19 protein-coding genes are annotated in these 21075 nt (G+C 72.4%); 11 read left to right on the top strand and 8 right to left on the bottom strand.

Features of this window, described 5'->3' with window-relative positions:
- Nucleotides 1-5 precede the first annotated feature (5 nt).
- Nucleotides 6-2324: a malto-oligosyltrehalose synthase gene (treY, locus tag ACZ51I_RS30840; RefSeq protein WP_468882521.1), complete on the bottom strand. Its 2319-nt coding sequence runs from the start codon at nt 2322-2324 to the stop codon at nt 6-8.
- Between the two features lie 99 nt (nt 2325-2423).
- Here treY and ACZ51I_RS30835 point away from each other — a divergent pair, with 99 nt between their 5' ends.
- A complete protein-coding gene (locus ACZ51I_RS30835) occupies nt 2424-3635 on the top strand; it encodes an MFS transporter (protein WP_468882519.1) in 1212 nt (403 codons plus the stop codon).
- Between the two features lie 79 nt (nt 3636-3714).
- Here ACZ51I_RS30835 and glgX read toward each other — a convergent pair whose 3' ends face one another.
- Nucleotides 3715-5835, bottom strand: coding sequence for a glycogen debranching protein GlgX (gene glgX / locus ACZ51I_RS30830; protein ID WP_468882454.1), 2121 nt, complete (start codon nt 5833-5835; stop codon nt 3715-3717).
- Nucleotides 5836-5973: 138 nt separating this feature from the next.
- Between glgX and ACZ51I_RS30825 the strand changes: the two genes are divergently transcribed.
- The 4 genes from ACZ51I_RS30825 to ACZ51I_RS30810 all read left to right on the top strand — a co-directional run bounded on the left by ACZ51I_RS30825 (nt 5974) and on the right by ACZ51I_RS30810 (nt 10482).
- Nucleotides 5974-6837, top strand: a complete 864-nt coding sequence (locus tag ACZ51I_RS30825; protein WP_468882452.1) for a Tat pathway signal sequence domain protein — start codon at nt 5974-5976, stop codon at nt 6835-6837.
- Between the two features lie 54 nt (nt 6838-6891).
- Complete coding sequence (locus ACZ51I_RS30820) at nt 6892-8247, top strand: copper amine oxidase (RefSeq protein WP_468882449.1); 1356 nt, start codon at nt 6892-6894, stop codon at nt 8245-8247.
- Nucleotides 8248-8368: 121 nt separating this feature from the next.
- Nucleotides 8369-9673, top strand: coding sequence for an SAV2148 family HEPN domain-containing protein (locus tag ACZ51I_RS30815; protein ID WP_468882447.1), 1305 nt, complete (start codon nt 8369-8371; stop codon nt 9671-9673).
- A gap of 86 nt (nt 9674-9759) precedes the next feature.
- A complete protein-coding gene (locus tag ACZ51I_RS30810; protein WP_468882445.1) occupies nt 9760-10482 on the top strand; it encodes an exonuclease domain-containing protein in 723 nt (240 codons plus the stop codon).
- Here the strand turns inward: ACZ51I_RS30810 and ACZ51I_RS30805 are convergent.
- Both ACZ51I_RS30805 and ACZ51I_RS30800 read right to left on the bottom strand, forming a co-directional pair.
- Nucleotides 10479-11309: an alpha/beta fold hydrolase gene (locus tag ACZ51I_RS30805; protein WP_468882444.1), complete on the bottom strand. Its 831-nt coding sequence runs from the start codon at nt 11307-11309 to the stop codon at nt 10479-10481. The genes ACZ51I_RS30810 and ACZ51I_RS30805 overlap by 4 nt on opposite strands.
- 45 nt (nt 11310-11354) lie before the next feature.
- The gene (locus tag ACZ51I_RS30800) at nt 11355-12212 is read right to left on the bottom strand and encodes a phosphotransferase enzyme family protein (RefSeq protein WP_468882442.1); all 858 of its coding nucleotides are present in this window, start codon (nt 12210-12212) and stop codon (nt 11355-11357) included.
- Between the two features lie 166 nt (nt 12213-12378).
- On the opposite strand from ACZ51I_RS30800, the gene ACZ51I_RS30795 reads away from it, so the two are divergent.
- From ACZ51I_RS30795 to ACZ51I_RS30770, 6 genes are all read left to right on the top strand, one after another.
- Nucleotides 12379-13323, top strand: a complete 945-nt coding sequence (locus ACZ51I_RS30795) for a carbohydrate ABC transporter permease (protein WP_468882440.1) — start codon at nt 12379-12381, stop codon at nt 13321-13323.
- Nucleotides 13320-14162 (top strand): carbohydrate ABC transporter permease, encoded by an 843-nt coding sequence (locus tag ACZ51I_RS30790; protein ID WP_468882437.1) that lies wholly within the window; start codon nt 13320-13322, stop codon nt 14160-14162. Before ACZ51I_RS30795 ends, ACZ51I_RS30790 begins: the two co-directional genes overlap by 4 nt.
- Nucleotides 14159-15451, top strand: coding sequence for an ABC transporter substrate-binding protein (locus ACZ51I_RS30785; RefSeq protein WP_468882435.1), 1293 nt, complete (start codon nt 14159-14161; stop codon nt 15449-15451). Before ACZ51I_RS30790 ends, ACZ51I_RS30785 begins: the two co-directional genes overlap by 4 nt.
- Before the next feature lie 139 nt (nt 15452-15590).
- On the top strand, nt 15591-16151 hold the full coding sequence (locus ACZ51I_RS30780; RefSeq protein ID WP_468882432.1) for a DUF1697 domain-containing protein: 561 nt from the start codon (nt 15591-15593) through the stop codon (nt 16149-16151).
- Nucleotides 16152-16224: 73 nt separating this feature from the next.
- On the top strand, nt 16225-16851 hold the full coding sequence (locus ACZ51I_RS30775) for a mycothiol-dependent nitroreductase Rv2466c family protein (RefSeq protein ID WP_468882429.1): 627 nt from the start codon (nt 16225-16227) through the stop codon (nt 16849-16851).
- 55 nt (nt 16852-16906) lie between these two features.
- Nucleotides 16907-17479, top strand: a complete 573-nt coding sequence (locus ACZ51I_RS30770) for a TIGR03086 family metal-binding protein (protein ID WP_468882427.1) — start codon at nt 16907-16909, stop codon at nt 17477-17479.
- On the opposite strand, the gene ACZ51I_RS30765 is transcribed toward ACZ51I_RS30770, so the two are convergent.
- The 4 genes from ACZ51I_RS30765 to ACZ51I_RS30750 are packed head-to-tail and all read right to left on the bottom strand — an operon-like array spanning nt 17476 to nt 21043.
- A complete protein-coding gene (locus ACZ51I_RS30765) occupies nt 17476-18228 on the bottom strand; it encodes a sirohydrochlorin chelatase (RefSeq protein WP_468882516.1) in 753 nt (250 codons plus the stop codon). The genes ACZ51I_RS30770 and ACZ51I_RS30765 overlap by 4 nt on opposite strands.
- On the bottom strand, nt 18225-19118 hold the full coding sequence (locus ACZ51I_RS30760) for an ABC transporter permease (protein WP_468882425.1): 894 nt from the start codon (nt 19116-19118) through the stop codon (nt 18225-18227). Before ACZ51I_RS30760 ends, ACZ51I_RS30765 begins: the two co-directional genes overlap by 4 nt.
- A complete protein-coding gene (locus tag ACZ51I_RS30755; RefSeq protein WP_468882422.1) occupies nt 19105-19899 on the bottom strand; it encodes an ABC transporter ATP-binding protein in 795 nt (264 codons plus the stop codon). Before ACZ51I_RS30755 ends, ACZ51I_RS30760 begins: the two co-directional genes overlap by 14 nt.
- A gap of 34 nt (nt 19900-19933) precedes the next feature.
- Nucleotides 19934-21043: an aliphatic sulfonate ABC transporter substrate-binding protein gene (locus ACZ51I_RS30750; RefSeq protein WP_468882420.1), complete on the bottom strand. Its 1110-nt coding sequence runs from the start codon at nt 21041-21043 to the stop codon at nt 19934-19936.
- Nucleotides 21044-21075: the final 32 nt, after the last annotated feature.

Genomic DNA, 21075 nt, shown 5'->3' with positions numbered 1-21075 from the left:
GCTGTTCACTCCAGCCGGGCGAGCAGCGCCACCGGCCGCTCCGCGAACAGCTCCGCCAGCTTCACCTCCGTCGCGGGCCCGCCCGTGAACTCCCGTACGCCGTCGAGCGCGTCGCCCCAGCGCCCCTCGGGCAGCACCAGCTCCGTGTCCTGCCAGCCGCCCGCCTGCGCGAGCCGCAGGGAGAGCCGGGTCACGGCCGTGATCACCCGGCCGGAGCGGGCGAAGGCCAGACAGTGCGCGGCCGCCGGCCCCTCCGCCGTCAGCGGGACGTACGTGCCGTCCGGGCCGAAGGCCTCCGGGTGGGCGCGCCGCAGCCGCAGCGCCGCCCGGACCAGGGCCGTCCGTTCGTCCTCCGGGCCGACCGCGAACGGCGCGCGGTTGTCCGGGTCGACGAGCGCCCGGTACTCCCGCTCCGTGTTCTGGTACAGCTCCGGCACCCCCGGCATCGTCAGCTGCGCGAGCGCCGCGCCGAGCGCGTGGGCCCGGATGTGCGGCTCCAGGGCGAAGGCGGCCTCCGAGGCGGCCCGGAGCGGGATCCGGCCGGGACCGGCCGCCGCGAACTCGGCCACCGCCCGCTCGTACTCCGTGTCCGGCTCGGTCCAACTGGTCCTGAGCCCCGCCTCGCGCACGGACTTGAGGATCGCGGGACCCAGCCGGTCCGGGTCCGGGGTGCCGAGGCCGAAGGCCGTCTGCCAGGCCGTCCACGCCACATGGGCGTCGGGCGCGGGCACGTCGGCGACCTCCGCGAGGAGCTCCGCCCACACGTCCGGGCACTGGGCGAGCACCGCGATCCCGGCCCGGACGTCCGCGCTGCGCTTGGTGTCGTGCGTGGACAGCACGGTGCCGGTGGCCGGCCAGTCCCGGGCGATCCGCAGGCAGTACGCGTGGAACTCCTCCACCGGCACCGCCGGACGCCCGGCGTCGCCGCCGACCTCGTTCGCCGACAGGAGCGGGGTGTACCGGTAGAAGGCGGTGTCCTCCACGGACTTGGCCCGCAGCGCGGACGAGGTCTGGGCGAACCGCGCGCGGAACGCCCGGTGTTCCGGACCGTCGCCCCGCGCCCCGAGCGCCAGCTCCCGAACGACGTCGACCGCCGTCGCCTCCTCCTCCACCGCGAAGGCGGCCTTCGCGCCGCGCGCCGCCTCCGCGGTCAGCACCTCCTCGCCGCCGGTCCGGTAGGGGCGGTAGACGGGGACCCGGACGAGAAGCTCCCGGATGGCGGTGCGCAGCGCCCAGGGGGCGTGATCCCGCAGCTCGGGGTCGGCGGCGCAGATCCGGCCGGCGATCCGGGTCAGCGCGTTGGTCTCCGCGGCCAGGTCGTGCGTCACCACCTCGTACGCGGCGCGGCGCGCGGTCGCCTCCCAGCGGCCGCCCCGGTCCCCGGCCTTCCCGACGAACTCCCGGTAGAGGTCCGCGAGTTCGTCGGCGCCCACCGGGTCGGTGAACACCCCTTCGACCTGCCGCAGCGCGTCGTACCCCGTGGTGCCCGCGACCGGCCAGGCGGCGGGCAGCGTCTCCGCTCCCGTGAGGATCTTCTCCACGACCGTCCAGCAGCGTCCCCCGGTCGCCGCCGCCAGGTCCTCCAGATAGCCCTGCGGATCGGCGAGTCCGTCCGGGTGGTCGATGCGCAGCCCCTCGATCACCCCGTCGGCGACCAGCTCCACGATCTTCGCGTGGCTCGCCGCGAAGACCTCGGGGTCCTCCACCCGTACTCCGATGAGGTCCGAGATGGTGAAGAAGCGGCGGTAGCCGAGCTCGGTACGGGCGAGCCGCCACCAGCCGAGCCGGTACCACTGGGCGTCGAGCAGCTCGTCGAGCGGCAGCTCCTCGGTGCCCGCCCGGAGCGGGAACTCCTGGCCGTCCAGGTGGAGGGTCCCGCCGGAGACCCGGAACCGGTCCCGTACCTCCGGAAGCCGCGCGGGCAGCACGGGGAGCAGCACCCGGCCGTCCCCGGCCCCCCAGTCGATGTCGAACCAGCGGGCGTACGGCGAGTCGGGGCCCTCGCGGAGCACTTCGCGCAGCGCGTGGTTGTGGCGCGGGGAGGCCGCCATGTGATTGGGCACCAGGTCCACGACGAGCCCGAGGCCGTGTGCCCGCGCGGTCACCGCCAGGGCCCGCAGCCCGTCCTCGCCGCCCAGCTCGGCCCGTACGGACCGGTGGTCGGTGACGTCGTAGCCGTGGGTCGAGCCGGGCATCGCCTCCAGGACGGGGGAGAGGTGGAGGTGTGAGACCCCGAGGCCGGCCAGGTACGGCACGGCGCGCTCGGCGGCCGCGAACGGGAACTCCGGCTGGAGCTGCAGCCGGTAGGTCGACGTGGGTGGAATGGGCGTCATGCGAACGTACGTACCCCGCTGGAGGGCTTCTGTGTCATCGCCCCATGCACCCGTTCGAGTGCATCGCGTTACGTTCGCGTGATGCTCCGCATGTACCGGGACACGCTGTCCCTGCTCGGACCGGCCCTGCCGGTCGTCTCGTTCCTCGGTCGGCTCCCCACCGCCATGTGCCAGCTCGGCAGTCTCCTCCTGGTCGCCGAGACGAGCGGCTCGCTCGCCGCCGCGGGCCTGACGGGCGGCGCGCTGGCCGCCGGACAGACCCTCGCCGGGCCCGTCATCGGGCGGCTCGCCGACCGGCACGGCCAGCGCGGGGTCGTCCTCGCGGCCTCCCTCGCCAACGCGGTCGCCGTGACCGCCCTGGTCCTCGCCGCCCTCGCCGAGATCTCCACCGGCCCGCTCATGGCGCTCGGGGCCCTCGCCGGGGCCACCGTCCCCCAGGTCGGGCCGCTCGCCCGGACCCGCTCCGTGGCCCTTGCCCGCCGCTCCGGCGCGGACGACCGGCTCGTCGGCACGGTGCTCTCCTTCGAGGGCACCCTCGACGAGGTCTCCTTCGTCCTCGGCCCGGCTCTCGTCGGCCTCGCCGCCGCCCTCGCCCACCCGGCCGCCGCACTCCTCCTGGCGGCGCTCCTCCTGGCCGTCTGCGGCTGCGCCTTCGCGCTCCATCCGACGGCTCGCGCGACCGCTTCGAAGCCCTCCGGTTCCACCCGAACGAGTGCCGCCGAACGGACGCGGCTGCCGGGATCGGCGTACGCCCTGCGCGGCACGATGGTCCTCCAGGGCGCCATGTTCGGCGCCTCGCAGGCCGGGATCACCGCCCTCACCGAGGAGCTGGGAGCGCCCGCCCAGGCCGGACTCGCGTACGCGGCCATGGGCGTGATGAGCGCCGCCGTCGGCCTCTCCATGGCGGCCGTGCCCGCCCGGATCGGGCTCGTCACCCGCTGGCGCGCCGCGACCGCGGGCCTCGTCGTCCTCTCCGTACCGCTGCTGTCCGTCGGCTCGCTGGGCGCGCTGTACGCGGTGGTCGTCGTCCTCGGCGCGGCCTATGCCCCGCACCTGATCACCGTCTTCGGGCTGACCGAACGGATCGTGCCGGCCGCCCGGCTCGCCGAGTCGATGGCCTTTCTGACCAGCGGGATCGTCGGCGGTCAGGCCCTCGCCCTCGCCGTCTCCGGCCGGCTCGCCGAAGGCCACGGCGCCCCCGCCGCCTTCGCGGTGGCGGTGGGGGCGGCCGTGGCCTGCGCGGTGCTGTCCTGGTCGGTGCGGGTGACGACCCCCGTTCGAGAACTCAGACCGGTTGCCTGACTCCCGTACGAGAACTCAGACCGGTTGCCCGACTCCCGTACGAGAACTCAGACCAGTTGCCCGACTCCCGTACGGAGGCTCAGGCCGGTCTCCGCAGGACGGTCAGGCTGAGCGGCGCGAGGGTCACCCGCTCCCCGGCCGCCAGCTCCGGGCCCTCCTTCGGCGGCATCCCCTCCGGGTCGGAGGTGTCCACCACCGTGCGCCAGCAGCGCCCGTGGCTGTCCGGGACCGCGAACTCCAGCTCCTTCGACGAGGCGTTGAACATCAGCAGGAACGAGTCGTCCGCGATCCGCTCGCCCTGCGTGCCCGGCTCCGAGATGGCGTTGCCGTTGAGGAAGACCGTCAACGCCTGGGCGTGCGCCGCCTGCCAGTCGCGGGACGTCATCTCCTCGCCCTCGGGCGTGAACCAGGCGATGTCGGTCAGCTCGTCGTGCGTGCCCTCCACCGGCCGGCCGTGGAAGAAGCGGCGGCGACGGAAGACCGGATGGTCACGGCGCAGCCGGACCATCGCGCGCGTGAAGCGCAGCAGCGTGCCCTCCACCTCGCTGTTCTCCTTCGGCCACCGCACCCACGAGACCTCGTTGTCCTGGCAGTACGCGTTGTTGTTGCCGCCCTGCGTCCGCCCGAACTCGTCGCCGTGGCTGAGCATCGGCACGCCCTGCGAGAGCATCAGCGTGGCGAGGAAGTTGCGCATCTGGCGGGCGCGCAGCTCGGCGATCCCGACGTCCTCGGTCTCGCCCTCCGCCCCGCAGTTCCAGGAACGGTTGTAGCTCTCGCCGTCCCGGTTGCCCTCGCCGTTCGCCTCGTTGTGCTTGTCGTTGTACGAGACGAGGTCACGCAGGGTGAAACCGTCGTGGCAGGTCACGAAGTTGACCGAGGCGAGCGGACGCCGCCCGTCGTCCTGGTAGAGGTCGGAGGAGCCGGTCAGCCGGGAGGCGAACTCCGCGAGCGTCCGCGGCTCGCCGCGCCACAGGTCCCGCACGCAGTCGCGGTACTTGCCGTTCCACTCGGTCCACAGCGGCGGGAAGTTGCCCACCTGGTAGCCGCCCTCGCCGACGTCCCACGGCTCGGCGATCAGCTTCACCTGGCTCACCACCGGATCCTGCTGCACCAGGTCGAAGAAGGAGGACAGCCGGTCCACCTCGTGGAACTGGCGGGCCAGGGTGGCCGCCAGGTCGAAGCGGAAACCGTCCACGTGCATCTCGGTCACCCAGTACCGCAGGCTGTCCATGATCAGCTGGAGCACGTGCGGGGAGCGCATGAGCAGCGAGTTCCCGGTGCCGGTGGTGTCCGTGTAGTACCGGCGGTCGTTCGAGAGCCGGTAGTACGAGGGGTTGTCCAGGCCCCGGAAGGAGAGCGTCGGGCCCAGGTGGTTCCCCTCGGCGGTGTGGTTGTAGACCACGTCGAGGATGACCTCGATGCCCGCCTGGTGCAGCGCCCGGACCGCCGACTTGAACTCCAGGACCTGCTGGCCCCGGTCGCCCCAGGACGCGTAGGCGTTGTGCGGGGCGAAGAACCCGATCGTGTTGTAGCCCCAGTAGTTGGACAGACCCGCGTCCACGAGCCGGTGGTCGTTCACGAACTGGTGCACGGGCATCAGCTCGAGAGCCGTGACGCCGAGTTCCTTCAGATGGCCGATCACCGACGGGTGCGCGAGCCCCGCGTACGTCCCGCGCAGCTCCTCCGGAAGGTCCGGATGCAGCATCGTGAGGCCCTTCACATGGGCCTCGTAGATCACCGTGTGGTGGTACTCCGTGCGGGGGCGCCGGTCGTCGCCCCAGTCGAAGTAGGGGTTGACCACGACCGAGGCCATCGTGTGCGGGCCCGAGTCGAGGTCGTTGCGCGCGTCGGGCCGCCCGAAGGGATAGCCGTACACCGCCTCCCCCCAGGTGATCTGTCCCGACACCGCGCGCGCGTACGGGTCGAGCAGCAGCTTCGCCGCGTTGCAGCGCAGCCCGCGCTCCGGCGCGTACGGGCCGTGCACCCGGAACCCGTACCGCTGACCGGGCATCACACCCGGCAGATAGGCGTGCCGGACGAAGGCGTCCGTCTCGCGCAGTTCCACCGCCGTCTCCGAGCCGTCGTCATTGAGCAGACACAGCTCGATTCTGTGGGCGGCCTCCGAGAAGACCGCGAAGTTGGTTCCCGCTCCGTCATAGGTGGCGCCCAAGGGGTACGCCTGTCCCGGCCAGACCTGCATGGATACGACTCTTCCTCTTCTGTCCGGGTTTCATAGCTGTTCTTCGGCCAGATCCTGCCCGAAAGAGGCGCAACCTCCTAGGACTTCGCCCCGTCCTACCGGGTGACCGGAGCCCAAGAGGGGGAACGAGGGGGAAGTGTGTACGAAATAGCGCGCCGCCACCTGGGGAAGGTGGTGGCCGGAGCGGCCATGGCGGTGACGGGAACCGCCGTCGCCGTCGCGATCAGCCTGCCGGGCCAGGCGGGAGCGGACGACACGCCGGGGGGCCGGGGCGCCGTGGCGGGGGGTTCGTCCGCGGCGGCCGGCACGTCCGGGGCCTCTGGTGCCTCGGGTGCCTCCGGACAGGGGGAGGGGGAGGCCGGTGAGCGGGCCGCGGGTTCCGCGCCCCGGCCGGCCACCGTGGTCCCGCCCGCGGCCGAGGGGGACAAGGGGGTCGGCAGCGACCCGCTCACCGACGACGAGCTCGCGAGGGCCGAGACGCTGGCGCTGGCTCCGCCCGCCGCCTCCGCCCAGCAGGACGTCTCGGGCGGCCGCGGCCCCCAGCGTCTCGGCACGCGGCTCGCCGACCCGCAGCCGGGAGACACCTCCCGCCGCGCCGAGGTCCGGCTCTACGACTACGGGCGGGACGAGCTGATCACGAAGACCGTCAACCTCGACACCGGCAAGGTCGAGAAGTCCGGAGCGCAGCGCGGGGTCCAGCCCTCCGCCCACCCCGAGGAACTGCGCGAGGCCGTGGAGCTGATCCTCGCCGGCCCGCTCGGCAAGGGGGTCAAGGAGGACTACAAGGACGCCACCGGCAAGGAGCTCACCTCCAGCAAGCAGCTGTGGTTCAACGGCGACGTCTACCGCACCTACCGCGAGGCACACGTGCCCGAGCAGCTCGCCCGCTGCGGTGAGCACCGGTGCGTCCGGCTCGTCACCAAGGTCCTCAACGGGGCCTGGATCGACACCCGGAACCTGATCGTCGACCTCTCCGCGAGGACCGTCACCCGCGTCGGCTGACCACCGGCCGGGACTCACCGCAGCCTCATGACACGTACGAGGGAGTACCTCCCCATGTCCACCCAGCGCACTCTGTCCACCCAGCGCAACCTGTCCACGCAGTCGAGCCTGTCCACGCGGCGGAGGCTTCACACCCGCAGGCGGGGGGCCGTCCTGACCGCCGCCGCCCTGCTCGGCACCGTCACGGCCGCCGCCGGACCCGCGACCGGCGCGACCGCCGCGCCGGCCCCCGCCACGCCCGACTGCTCGGCCGCGTACCGCATCACGCAGAAGCTCGACGGCGGCACCACCTGGCGCATGTGCTGGCGCTACGACACCGATGCCGGGCTCACGCTCGACCGGGTCACCTACCAGCCGCCCGGCGCCACCGCCCCCATCAAGGTCCTCACCAGCGCCCGGCTCGCCCAGATCCACGTGCCCTACGACGACGGCGGCGCCGAGTACGACGACCTCACCGGCGCCGGCTTCGGCTACGGCCTGCAGAACCTCAAGCCGGCCGAGTGCCCCGGCGGCACCCTCACCACCGTCAAGGTGGTCGACGTCGGCGACGTCAAGGGCCTGTGCACCACCACGCGGGCGCGTGGGCACGCGTACCGCATGGCCAGCGACAACGGCTCCAGGGTCTGGCAGGCCCAGGCCAAGGACCTGCTCGTCTACACCGTCAACAAGGTCGGCTGGTACGAGTACATCACCGAGTGGCGCTTCACCGCCGACGGCACCATCGGCGCCAACGTCGGGGCCACCGGCAGCCTCTCGCCCGTCGACTACAACGCCACCGACGGACGCGGCTGGCCCCTCGGCAAGGGCGCCCGCGGCTACGCCACCAGTCACGCCCACAACGTCTTCTGGAAGCTCGACTTCGGTCTCGACGGCTCCACCAAGGACCGGATCGAGCAGTTCGACTCCACCGTCACCGCGCCCGCCGCCGGCGGCGGCGGACCCACCGTGAAGACGAAGCGGACCGTCATCACCAAGGAACTCGCCGGCGACGCGAAGAACATGCGCTGGTGGCGGGTGGTCAGCGGCACCGGCAAGAACGCCGACGGTCACGCCCGCTCGTACGAGATCGTGCCCGGCCACACCGACACCCACGCGGGCCGCGGCTTCACCAAGCACGACGTGTACTTCACCCAGTCCCGCGCCTGCGAGAAGTTCGCGAGCAACAACATCGGCAACTGCGCGCAGGGCGCCGGCGACAGCGTGGACAGGTGGGTCAACGGCGAGACGCTGACCCAGCCTTCCGTGTGGGTCAACATCGGGTTCCACCACGTCGCCCGGGATGAGGACCAGCAGCCGATGCCGGTCCACTGGCAGGGTTTCCAGCTCGCGCCCCGGGACGTAACCGCTATGAATCCGCTCACTCCGGCCGATCTCGCCTCCCAGAACGGGCAGCCCGATCTGGGGAGTTGAGCGAGCAGCCTGACGATCCTGCTGCACCGCCTCCCGCTCGCGGAGTACCCTTCCTTGATCGTTGTCACATGGTCATCCTGTCCGCCGGAAGGGGTGTCCGGGAGCAGAAGGCGGTGCGCGGGTGAGCTCGGGAGGTCTGGAGCTGCCCCCAGGTGACGCGGGTCACGAGGGGGGCCCGGCCGACCCCGCGGAGGCGTCGTCCGGAGCGGTCGCACCGCCGGGCGCGGCCGCGCCTCCGGGGACGGCCGTGCCGCCCGGCACGGTCACGGTCGGCCGGCCGGTGGAGATAGGGGCGGAGCTCGACTGGGACGCCGGGGCCTGGAGCGAGGTCCGCACCCGGGCCCAGCGCGCCGGGCGCGCCTACATCTGGCTGAATCTCGTCGAACAGCGGCTGCGGGCCGTCGTCGCCGCCGTCCTGCGGCCCGTGTACGAACCGGTCCACGGCGAGGAGTGGGTGGTGGCCGCGGCGGGACCCGCCGGCCAGGAGTGGGTCCAGCGGGCCGTCGCCGTCCGCGAGGTCTCCCGGCGCAAGGGCTACCTGCTCGACCCGGCCGACGACAACGTGCTCAGCTTCCTCACGCTGCCCCAGCTGCGCGAGCTGATGGTGCAGCACTGGCCCTGCTTCGAGCCCTACTTCGACGACCGGCGCGAGGTCGAGCTCGCCCTCGATGAGCTGGAGGTCACGCGGAACGTGGTCTCCCGCAACCGGGCGCTCTCGCTGACCGTCCTCGCCCAGTCCGAGCGCGCCTCCGCCCGCATCCTGGAGATCCTCGGCAGCGGGGCCGGGGTGCCGTCCGCCGACCGGCTGCCCGTGGACGCGGTCGAGGACCTCGTCGGCGACCGGTACGCGGACGTCGTCTCCGTCCACCCCGACCGGGTCCGGCTCCAGCGGCAGCTGCCCGCCGAGGACCTCTTCGGCGGGGCCCGGCGCCTCGACGCCACCGGCATAGGCCTGAATCTGCTCGTGCAGAACTTCTCCGGCCGCCGCATGGTCCGGCTCGCCGAGTCCGGCTGCCGGACCCGGCTCCTCTTCCTCAACCCCGCGAGCAGCGCCGTCAAGCGCCGCGAGCGCGAACTCGGCCTGAAGAAGGGCGAGCTGAGCCGTTCGGTCGAGATGAACATCCTGCACATGCGCCGGGTCCGCTCGAAACTCCGCGACCCGGGCGCCTTCCAGATCCACGTCTTCGACGAGACCCCCCGCTTCACCGCCTACCTGGTGGACGGCGACGGGCCGGACGGCGTCGGCGTCGTCCAGTCCTATCTGCGCCGCGCCCGGGGCATGGAGGCGCCGGTCCTCGTCCTGCGCGGCGGCGGACGGAACGTCGTCCGGCACGGACAGCCGTCCCGTGACGGGGATCACGGACTCTTCGAGACATACCGGGAGGAATTCGAGTCGGTCTGGCTCGACTCACGGCCCGTCTCCTGACGTCGCGCCGGGGGAGCCGGAGGCGTTGTCAGTGGTGCGTGCGAGGGTGGTCAGCACCACGGGGGAGATCACGTAAGGAGGACCCGATGGCTTGGCACGGCGACACGCTGGTCGGCTTCGACCTGGAGACGACCGGTACCGAACCGCTGGAGGCCCGGATCGTCACGGCCTCGATCGTCGAGGTCGACGGCGGCGGACAGGTCCGGCACCGGCGGGACTGGCTCGCCGACCCGGGCATCCGCATCCCGGAGCAGGCCTCCGCGATCCACGGCATCAGCACCGAGCGCGCGGCGGCCGAGGGCCGGCCGGTCCGCGAGGTCGCCGACGAGATCGCGAGGACCCTCGCCGCGTACTGGGAGGACGGCGTCCCGGTCGTCGCGTACAACGCCTCCTTCGACCTCACGCTCCTCGCCGCCGAACTGCGCCGCCACGGGCTGCCCTCCCTCGAGGAGCGGCTCGGCGGGACGGGCATCGGACCGGTCGTCGACCCGTACACCATCGACCGGGCCGTCGACCGCTACCGGCGCGGCAAGCGGACCCTGGAAGCGGTCTGCGGGGAGTACGGCGTGGTGCTCGAAGCCGCCCACCAGGCCGCCGCCGACGCGCTCGCCGCCGTCCGGGTGGCCGTCGCGATAGCCGAGCGGCACCCTCAGGTGGCCGGTCTTGACCCGGCCGAGCTGCACGAGCGGCAGATCGGCTGGTACCGCGCCTGGGCCGAGAACTTCCAGGACTTCCTGCGCCGCAAGGGCGACGCGGAGGCGGTCGTCGACTCCACGTGGCCCCTGCGGACGGCCGTCGCGGTGGGCTAGGAGTTCTCCTTGAGGAAGGAGAGCAGCAGTTCGCTCACCTTCTCCGGCTGGTCCAGCTGGAGCCAGTGCCCCGCGTCCTCGACCCGCTCGTAGCGCCACGGGCCAGACACATGGGCCTCCGTCCCCGACATCGAGCGCTCGGTGAGGAATCGGTCGCCGGTCGACCACACGCCCATCACCGGGACGGACTCCGGCAGCGGGACCACCGGAGCCTCGGCGCCGAACTGGGCCTCAGGCGGGATACCCGCGCGGTAGATGTCCAGCGCCGCCGTCAGCGCGCCCGGCGCCCGCAGCGACTCGATCACGGCCTCCGCGTCCGGGTGCTCGCCCAGCATGTCCCGCAGATGGGCGAAGTCGTCCCGTGCCAGCCAGTCCTCGGCGAGCCCGGCCAGCTGGAACAGCAGCATGTACCAGGACCGCTGCCGCTGCTCCCAGCCCGCGGCCCGGATCGACGCCGGATGCCCCACGGACAGGACGCTCAGGCTCCGCACCCGGTCCGGGAAGAACTGGGTCAGGGCCTGCGCGATGCCCGAACCCCAGTCGTGGCCGACCAGATGGACCCGGTCCAGGTCGAGCCGGGTCAGGAGCTCGACGAGGTCGCCGACGTGCTTGCCCGGGTGGTACGACTCAGGGCCGCCCTCGGGACGGTCGGAGGCGCCGAAGCCCCGCAGGGTCGGGGCGACCGTCATGAACCCGGCCGCGTTCAGTGCCGGGACCTGATGCCGCCACAGGTGGTGGCTGTCGGGAAAGCCGTGCACCAGCAGCACGGCCGGCCCCTCACCGCTCACCTCGACGTCGAGGGTCACCTCGCACAGTTCGACACGCATCCCAACACCCCGTTTCACAGGCCGGTTCCGGCAGGGGACATGATGTCAGAACGGGTACCAGCGCACCTCGGGGTCACCGTCCCGCAGGGAGGCCACCCGGCGCTCGAACTCGGCCAGCGCCTTCGGGTTCGACGGCGCGTGCTGGGCCACCCACGCACAGCTCGCGGTCTCCCGCGCCCCGCGCAGCACCGCGCACCCCGCCCACTCCCGGACGTCCCACCCGTACGCCTCGGTGAAGGCCTCGTACGCCGCCGGGTCCAGGCCGTACCGGTCCCGGGAGAGGGCGAGGACCACCAGGTCGTGCTCGCGGAGATCCGAGGAGAAGGTCTCCAGGTCGACCAGGACCGGACCGTCGGGGCCGACGTGGACGTTCCGGGGCAGGGCGTCCCCGTGGATCGGACCCGGGGTCAGATACGGGGTGAGCGCGGCCGCCGCCGGGGCGAAGGAGTCCCGCCGCTCCCGCAGGAACGCCGCGTCCGCCGGGTCGATCGCGTCGCCCGCGAGCCGCAGCCACCGCTCGACCCCGCCGAGCAGCTCCCGGCGCGGCAGCGAGAATCCGGCCGGCTCGGGCAGGGCGTGGACGGCCCGCAGCAGCGGCGCGAGATCACGCGGCTCCGGCGGCCGGACCGCATCCGGCAACCGGTGCCAGACGGTGACCGGATGCCCGTCCACCAGCCGGGGCTTCTCCTCGGCGGCCCGCACCGCCGGAACCCCTGCGGCTTCCAGCCAGGAGGCCAGGGCGAGCTCCCGGCCGGCGCGTTCGAACAGCTCCGCGTCCCGGCCGACCTTCACCACCAGCTCGCCCACCGCGAAGACCGCGTTCTCCCCGAGAGCGAGCAGCCGCGCCTCCGCGACCGGCAGCCCTGCCTCGGCCAGGATCTCCCGCGCCCGCGCCTCGTCCATCGACCTCTCCCTCACCTGTGCGTTCGCGCCAAAGTCTCGCATCCGGCCGGCCGACCCCGCAGGCCGCCTTGACGCCCCCCCGTCCCGTCAGCACCATGGCGGAACTACCACGGCGGCGTCACGGGGGTCCCCCGGGACGGAGCCGGGGGGAGACGGGGGTCGGATCGTGAGCTCCGTGACCGTGACGAAGCGGCCGGGCAGAGCGCGCACACCGCGCGCCGCCCCCGGGGCACGGCCGCGCGGCCCCGACCTCGGCGCCTGGTTCCTCGTGCTCCCGGCGCTCCTGCCGATCCTCGTCCTCAGCGTCGGCCCGCTCCTCTACGGCATCGCGCTCGCCTTCACCGACGCCCAGTCCGGCCGCACCCAGGCCACCCGCTGGGTCGGGACCCTCAACTTCCAGGACCTGCTGCACGACACCCTCTTCTGGGACTCGTTCCGCATCGGCGTGCTCTGGGCCGTCGGGGTCACCGTCCCGCAGTTCCTCCTCGCCCTCGGCCTCGCCCTCCTCCTCGACCAGAACCTCCGCTTCCGGTGGCTGGCACGGGCGCTCGCCATCGTCCCCTGGGCGATGCCGGAGGTCGTCGTCGGCATCATGTGGCGGCTCGTCTACAACCCCGACGCCGGCATCCTCAACGAGACCCTGCGAGACCTGGGCCTGGGCGAGGGCCACGACTGGCTCTCCGGCCTCGCCACCGCCCTCCCCGCCGTCATCGTCGTCGGCGTCTGGGCCGGCATGCCGCAGACCACCGTCGCCCTGCTCGCCGGACTCCAGAACACCCCGCGCGAACTCCACGAGGCCGCCGCCCTCGACGGCGCCGGCGCCTGGCGCCGCTTCCGCGCCGTCACCTGGCCCGCGCTCCGGCCCGTCGCCCTCGCCATCACCGCGCTCAACCTCATCTGGAACTTCAACTCCTTCGCCCTGGTCTACGTCCTGACCAACGGCGGACCGGGCGGCCGCACCCGGCTCCCCATGCTCTTCGCGTACGAAGAGGCCTTCCGCTACGGCCAGTTCGGCTACGCCGCCGCGATGGGCTGTGTGATGGTCGCCGCCGTCTCGGTGCTCATCGCCCTCTCCCTCGTACGCCGCCTGAAAGGGGACCAGGACCGGTGAGCGCCCTCCGGACGAGCGGGCCCGCGCGGGCAGGCCAGTACCTGGCCCTCCTCGCGTACCTGGTCTTCCTCGCCTTCCCCTTCCTCTGGCTGGTCTCGACCGCCTTCAAGCCCGCCCCCGAGCTGGCCTCGCTCCACCCCACCTGGATCCCCGAGGACCCGACCCTCGACAACTTCCGGCAGGCCTTCGACGAGCAGCCCCTGCTCAGGGCCGCCACGAACAGCCTGCTCGCGGCCGTCTCCGCCGCCGTGATCGCGGTGGCCGTCGCGACCCCGCTCGCCTATGTGACGGCCCGCCACCGGGGCCGGCTCGCCGGAGCCGCCACCGGCTGGGTGGTGATCAGCCAGGCCTTCCCCTTCGTCCTCGTGATCATCCCGCTCTTCCTGATCCTCAAGAACCTGCACCTGATCAACAGCGTCGCCGGGCTCGTCCTCGTCTACGTGGTCTGGTCGCTGCCCTTCGCGCTCTGGATGCTCATGGGCTACGTCAGGGCCGTCCCGGCCGAACTGGAGGAGGCCGCAGCCGTCGACGGCGCCGGCCGGATCCGTACCCTCGTCTCGGTCACCGCCCCGCTGCTCGCCCCGGGCATCGTCGCCACCGCGCTCTTCGCCTTCGTCACCGCCTGGAACGAGTTCTTCTTCGCGCTCGTCCTCCTCAAGACCCCCGAGAAGCAGACCCTGCCGGTCGTCCTCACCCACTTCCTCGGCGCGGAGGGCGTCGCCGACCTCGGCCCGCTGGCCGCCGCCGCCTTCCTCGCGACCCTGCCGTCCCTCGTCGTCTTCGGCATCCTCCAGAGACGCATCACCGGCGGGACGCTGGCCGGGGCGGTGAAGTCATGAGACGGTTCCCCACCCTCGCCGCCGTGCTCCTTCTCCTCCTCACCGGCTGCACCACCGGGAACGACGGCTCCGACGGCGGGGTCGTACGCCTCCGCTTCCAGTCCCTCGCCTGGCAGAAGGAGTCCGTCGACGCCAACCGGCAGCTGGTGAACGAGTGGAACGCCACCCACCCCGACGTGCAGGTCGACTACGTCCAGGGCAGTTGGGACTCCGTCCACGACCAGCTCCTCACCTCCTTCGAGGGCGGCGAGGCGCCCGACATCATCCACGACGCCTCCGACGACCTGGCCGACTTCGCCTACGGCGGCCACCTCGCCGACCTCCGCCCGCTCCTGTCCGAACGGCTGCGCGCCGACATCCCCGCCCGCGGCTGGGAGACCACCACCTTCGGCGAGGGCGTCTACGGCGTGCCCTTCCTCCAGGAACCGCGCGTCCTCATCGCCAACCGGAAGATCCTGGAGTCCTCCGGCGTGCGCGTCCCCACCCCGGAGAAGCCCTGGAGCTGGAGCGAGTTCCGGCAGATCGCCCGGGACCTCACCCGGACCATGGGACCCGGCCGGTACGCGGTCGCCTGGCCGCTCAAGGAACCCGTCTCCGTCAGCCTCAACCTCGGGGTCTCGGCCGGCGGCCGGCTCTTCCACCGGGACCCGGACGGCCGGGTGACCGTCGACTTCACCGAGGCCGACGGCGTCGTCCCCGGCACCGTCCACGACCAGGTCGTCACCGACCGGACCGCCCCGCGCACGACCCTCGGCAGCGGCGGCTCCGACACCCTTCCCGGCTTCTTCGCCGGCAAGTACGCCATGGTCCCGCTGGGTTTCGCCTACCGGCAGCAGATCGCGCAGCAGGCACCCGAGGGCTTCGAGTGGACCGTGCTGCCCGCGCCCGCCGGCGGCGAGGGGCTCGCCCAGGGCGTCTCCCCGCAGACCCTGTCGATCGCCGAGGACAGCGCCCACAAGAAGGAGGCGGCCCGGTTCCTCGACTTCCTCCTGCGCCCGGCGAACATGGTGCGGCTCGCGCGCGGCGACTGGATGCTGCCCACCGGCACGGCCGCGCTCGCCGACCCCTCCCTGCACACCGCGCGGGACGGCTGGGCGACCGGGGCGGCGGTGGCCGAGCGGCTCCGGCCCGCGCCCGCGCAGTCGGTGCGCGGCTATCCCGAGTGGAAGGACAAGGTGGCGACCCCCGCCTTCCAGGAGTACTACAGCGGCGCCATCGACGGCGCCGAGCTGCGCAGACGCCTGGTCGAGGACGGCAACCGGGTCCTCGCCCGCTATCAGCGCAGATGACGGATTCGTCATTAAGAAACCTTGTTGAATAAGTCACAGATGGGTGAAGGGTCTTCTCCGGGCGCCGTGAATCGGACAGTGTTCGAACCGGCCACCGCGCCGCCCCCCACGAGGCACGGTGGCCGCTTACATTTGCCCCATGACGACGACGAAGACCTACGCGGCCCTGCTCCGGGGCATCAACGTCAGCGGGCACCGCAAGGTCCCCATGGCGGACCTCCGGAACCTCCTCGAAGGTCTCGGGCACACGGACGCCCGCACCTACCTCCAGAGCGGGAACGCCGTCTTCACCACCGACTCGGCCGCCGGTGAGGACGCGCTCAGGACCGCGCTGGAAGACGCGATCGAGGGCCGCTTCGGCTTCCGCGTCGACTGCCTCGTCCGCGACCACGCCTACCTCGCCGCCGTCGCCGCCGCCTGCCCCTTCCCGGCCGCCGGCCTGGAGGGCAAGCAACTCCACGCCATCTACTACTCGGAGGCCGTCGGCCCCGAGCGCTTCGCCGCGATCGACCGGAAGGCCCACCTCCCCGAGGACTTCGCCCTCGGCGACCGCGTGCTCTACCTCTACGCCCCCGAGGGACTCGGGAGGTCCAGGCTCGGTGAAGCGGTCTCCCGGCCGTCCGTCGTGAAGGGGCTCGTCGCCACCGCCCGGAACTGGAACACCGTGGTCAAGCTCGTCGAGATGACACGGCAGGACTGACCCCGAAGTGGCCCAGCCGAACAGCCGCCGAATGGCCCGTGGATCAGGGCCATCGGCTGGCTAGATTCCACCCATGACAAGCACCGCGACCACGCCCCGTCCCACCGTCGACTTCTACTTCGACCCCGCCTGCCCCTTCGCCTGGATCACCTCCCGCTGGATCCTGGAGGTCGAGCGCCACCGGGACATCGACCTCCGCTTCAAGGTCATGAGCCTGTACGTCCACAACGAGGGCAACACCCTGCCCGACTGGTACCGCGAGCTCGTCGACGCCTCCATCGGCCCGGTCCGGGTGGCGGCGGCCGCCGCCGAACAGCACGGCGAGGAGATCCTGCGCCCGCTCTACACCGCGTACGGCACCCGCATCCACGAGAAGAAGCAGAAGGACTTCGACGCCGTCATCGCCGAATCGCTCACCGAACTCGGCCTGCCGCCCGAACTCGCCGCCGCCGCCCACGACCCGGCCCACGACGAGGCGGTCCTCCGCAGCCACGACGCCGGCAAGGACCCCGAGGCCGACGCGTACGTCGGCACCCCCACCCTCCACGTCGACGGCACCGTCTGGTTCGGACCGGTCCTGCGGGCGATCCCGCGCGGCGAGAAGGCCGCCGAACTCTTCGACAGCTTCCGCGTCCTCGCCTCCCACCCCGACCTCTTCGAACTCAAGCGCACCCGTACCGGCGGCCTCGACTTCAGCTAGGGCCTGGCGCGAAAGTTCAAGACCCGGCGCCGGGACGCTCCGTACCGTCGGCGGCATGAACGAGACCCACCACCACCTCACCGTCTGCGCCGCCGAGGCGAGCCGGGTCGCCCGCGCCGTCACGCCCGAACAACTCGCCGCCCCCTCCGTCTGCGACGGCTGGACGGTCCGCGAACTCGCCAACCACATGGTCCTCTACTCGGCGCACGGCCTCGAACACCGGGCGCTGCGCACCGAGCTCCCCGAGGAGACCGTCCAGCGGGACTTCACCGGCGAAGACGGCTGGGCCGAGGCGTACGCCGCCCAGCTCGACCGGGCCCTGGCCGCCTGGGAGAAGCCCGAGGCCTGGGAGGGCGACGTCGACATGGGCGGCAGCGCCGTGCCGGCCGCCGAGATCGCCGCCATGCTCGCCGAGGAACTCGCCCTGCACGGCTGGGACCTGGCCCGCTCCACCGGCCAGGACTTCACCCTGCCCGAGGCGACGGCGGTCTACCTGCTCGGCGTGGTCGAGCGGTACGCGGAGATGTACCGCCAGTACGAGGGCTTCGCCGCGGTCGTCGACGCACCCGCCGACGCCCCGGCGCTCGACCGCGCCCTGGCGATCAGCGGCCGGAACCCACAGCGCTAGGCGGTCCTCGCGACCGGTCGGCGGGCCGCGCGGGCACCGTCGTACCGCTCCAGGAGGAGGCCCGCCAGTTCGGGGGAGGGGCCCAGGACGTCCGCGAGGACGTCGGCTCCGGCCGCGCCCGCCGCGATGCGGTCCGGGAGGCGGCCCGGGGCGATCACGTACGGGGCGACCGCCACCCGGCGGACGCCAGGTTCCGTACGCAGGGCCCGGACGGCGTCCTCCGTACGGGGAAGGGATGCGGAGGCGAACGCGGGTCGCACGGAGCACCAACCGGTGCGCCGCAGCTCCCGCGCCGTTTCTGCGATCACCGCGATCGCCTCCGGGTCTGTGGAGCCCGCCGAGGCCAGGACGACCCCGGTCGCGCTCTTGTCGCCGGGCGTCAGCCCGGCCTCGTACAACCGCCGCTCCACCGCCGCGATCAGCAGCGGCGACGGGCCGAGGACCTCCGCCTGGCGGATGCTCAGGGACGGCGGTGCCTGGCGCAGGACGGCGGGGATGTCGGCCTTCGCGTGGAAGGCCCGGGTGAGCAGGAGCGGCAGCGCCACGACCTCCCGGACCCCGTCGGCGGCCAGCCGGTCCAGGACCCCCGGCGCCGAGGGCAGGTTGAAGTCCAGGAACGCCGTCTCCACGCGCAGCCCCGGCCGCAGCCCACCGGCCCGGCGCACCAGCGCCTGGACGGTCGCCGCGTGCCGCGGGTCGCGGCTGCCGTGGGCGATCACGAGGAGGACGGGGTTCACGGCGCGGTTCAGCCCTTCGTGAGGAGGCCGCGGCGGCGGAGCACCGCGCGCTCGAGCGGGCTGAAGATGAGCAGGTCGATGGCGATGCCGACGATCAGGATCAGGATGATCGCCAGGAAGATCCCGGCCATGTCGATGTTGTTGCGGCCGTTCTCCAGGAGCTGCCCGAGGCCGAGACCCAGATCCGGCGAGGACGCGATGATCTCCGCCGCCATCAGCGAACGCCAGGAGAACGCCCAGCCCTGCTTGAGTCCGGCGAGGTATCCGGGCAGCGCGGCCGGCATCACGATGTGCCAGGCGCCCCTGAGGCCCGTCGCGCCGAGCGTCTGGCCGGCCCGCAGGAACAGCGGCGGGACCTGGTCGACGCCGGCGACGAGGCCGTTGGCGATCGACGGGACGGCGCCGAGCAGGATCACCGCGTACATCATGCTGTCGTTGAGGCCGAGCCACAGGACGGCGGGCGCCACCCAGGCCACCGAGGGGAGCGACTGGAGTCCCGCGAGGATCGGGCCGATCGCCGCCCGCACGAACTTCACGCGGGAGACGAGCAGGCCCAGCGGGGTGCCGATGACCAGCGCCAGGAGGAAGCCGAACAGGGCCCGGGACACGCTCGTCCACAGGACGTCGAGGAGCGTGCCCTCCAACCACATCGTGGTCAGGCTGTCCCACACGGCGGACGGCGCGGGCAGCTTGAACTCGTCGGTGACCTTCAGGGACACCAGGAGCTGCCACACCACCAGGACGAGCACGACGGCGACGACCGGCGGGAACACCTTCTTGACCAGCACCTCGCGGACCGGGGTCCGCCGGATCTGCACGGTGTCGAGGGCGTCGAGACCGGCTTCGAGCCCCGCGAGGTCGTCGGCCTTCGGCGCCTTGGGGGTGGTTTCAGTGCTGGCCATGACGACGGATCTCCCCACGCAGGTGCTCGGTGATCTCGAGGGACAGCTCCGCGACGGCGGAGTCCTCGATGCGACGCGGCTGAGGGATGTCGATGGTCCACTCATGCGCGATCCGGCCCGGCCGGGACGAGAGGAGGACGACGCGCTCGGCCAGCCGCACGGCCTCGCGCACGTTGTGGGTGACGAAGAGCACCGACAGCTTCGTCTCCCGCCAGATCCGGGTCAGCTCGTCGTGCAGCACGTCCCGGGTGATGGCGTCGAGCGCGGCGAACGGCTCGTCCATCAGGAGCAGGTCGCTGTCCTGGGCGAGCGCGCGGGCGAGCGCGACCCGCTGCCGCATGCCGCCGGACAGCTCGTGGACCCGCTTGCCGTACGAACCGCGGAGCCGGACGAGGTCGAGCAGCCGCTCGGCCTCCTCGCGGCGCTCGGTCTTCGGGACCCCGCGCAGCCGCAGGGCCAGTTCGATGTTCTTGCCCGCGGTGAGCCACGGGAAGAGGGCGTGCTCCTGGAACATCAGGGCCGGCCGGCCGCCGGGGGTCTCGATGGACCCCGCGGACGGCCGGTCGAGCCCGGCGACCAGGTTGAGCAGCGTGGACTTGCCGCAGCCCGAGGCGCCCAGGAGGGTGACGAACTCGCCGGGGGCGACATCGAGCGAGATGTCGTCGAGCACGAGCTGCCCGCCGGCGGGGCCGCCGAAGGACTTGGAGACGTGCTCGATGCGGGCGGCATGGGTCACCGCCGCACGGTCCTCGGCCTTGGCGAGCGTCGCGGTCGTGGCCATGGTCGTCACCTCCTGGTTGTGAGCGCCGGACTTGTTACTTCGCGCCGAGACCGGCGTCGGAGACCTCGGGCTGACCCGCGGCCTTCAGGACCTTGTTGAGCGGCTTCAGGTCGTAGATGCCGGCCAGCTCGGGCTGCTTCAGGAGACCGGCCTTCACCGCGTGGTCGGCCTGGGCCCGGAGGGTGGCCGCCAGCGGGTCGTTCGTGAACTGGATGGACGGCCAGGCGGAGTCGATCACCTTCGCGCCCAGCGCCTTGCCGGAGAGGTCCTTCAGCTTGGCGTTGGCCGAGGCCTTCGCCTTGTCCGGGTTGGCGTTGATCCACTCGTTGGTCTTCACCGAGCCGCGCAGGAACGCCTCGACGACGTCCGGGTGCGCCGTCAGGAACTTCTGCGACACGATGATGTTGGTGATGACGAACTTCTTGTCCGGCCACAGGTCGGACTCGTCGAGGAGCACCTTCGCCCCGTCGCTGACCAGCTTGGACGCGGTCGGCTCGGGCACCCAGGCGCCGTCGACGGCGCCGGAGGCGTAGGCGTTCGGGGTGACCTTGTTGTCCGTGCGGACCACGGAGACGTCGCCCTTGCCGCTCTGGGCGTCGACCTTCCAGCCCTTCTCGGAGATCCAGTTGAGGAAGGCCACGTCCTGCGTGTTGCCGAGCTGCGGGGTGGCGATCCTCTTGCCCTTGAGGTCGTCCACCGTCTTGATCTTCGCCGGGTTCACCACGAGCTTGACGCCACCGGAGGCGGCGCCGCCGACGATGCGGAGGTTGGTGCCCTTGGTCTTCACGTAGCCGTTGATGGACGGCGAGGGGCCGATGAAGCCGATGTCGATCGAGTCGGCGTTCAGCGCCTCGATCTCGGACGGGCCGGCGTTGAAGGTGGTGGGCACCAGCTTCGTGCCGCCCAGCTCCTTCTGGAGGATGCCCTCCTGGTCACCGACGAGCGCGGTGGCGTGCGTGAGGTTGGGGAAGTACCCGAGCCGTACGGTGTCGGCGGAGAGCTTCTCGCCCTCGGCGGCCACCTTCTTCTCGTCGTTCTTGGCCTCGGAGCCGTAGCCGCAGGAGGCGAGTGCGCCGATCAGCAGCGGCAGGGCGGCGGCGGCGACCAGGCCGCGGCGCAGGGTGGTACGGGTGGTGGCAGGCACGGGTGGTGATCCCCTCGGTTCGACTTCTCAGC

This window comes from Streptomyces sp. NPDC034084, from assembly GCF_055575535.1.
The sequence above is the reverse complement of the archived record's forward strand: the minus strand, read 5'-3'. Positions and strand labels throughout refer to the sequence as shown.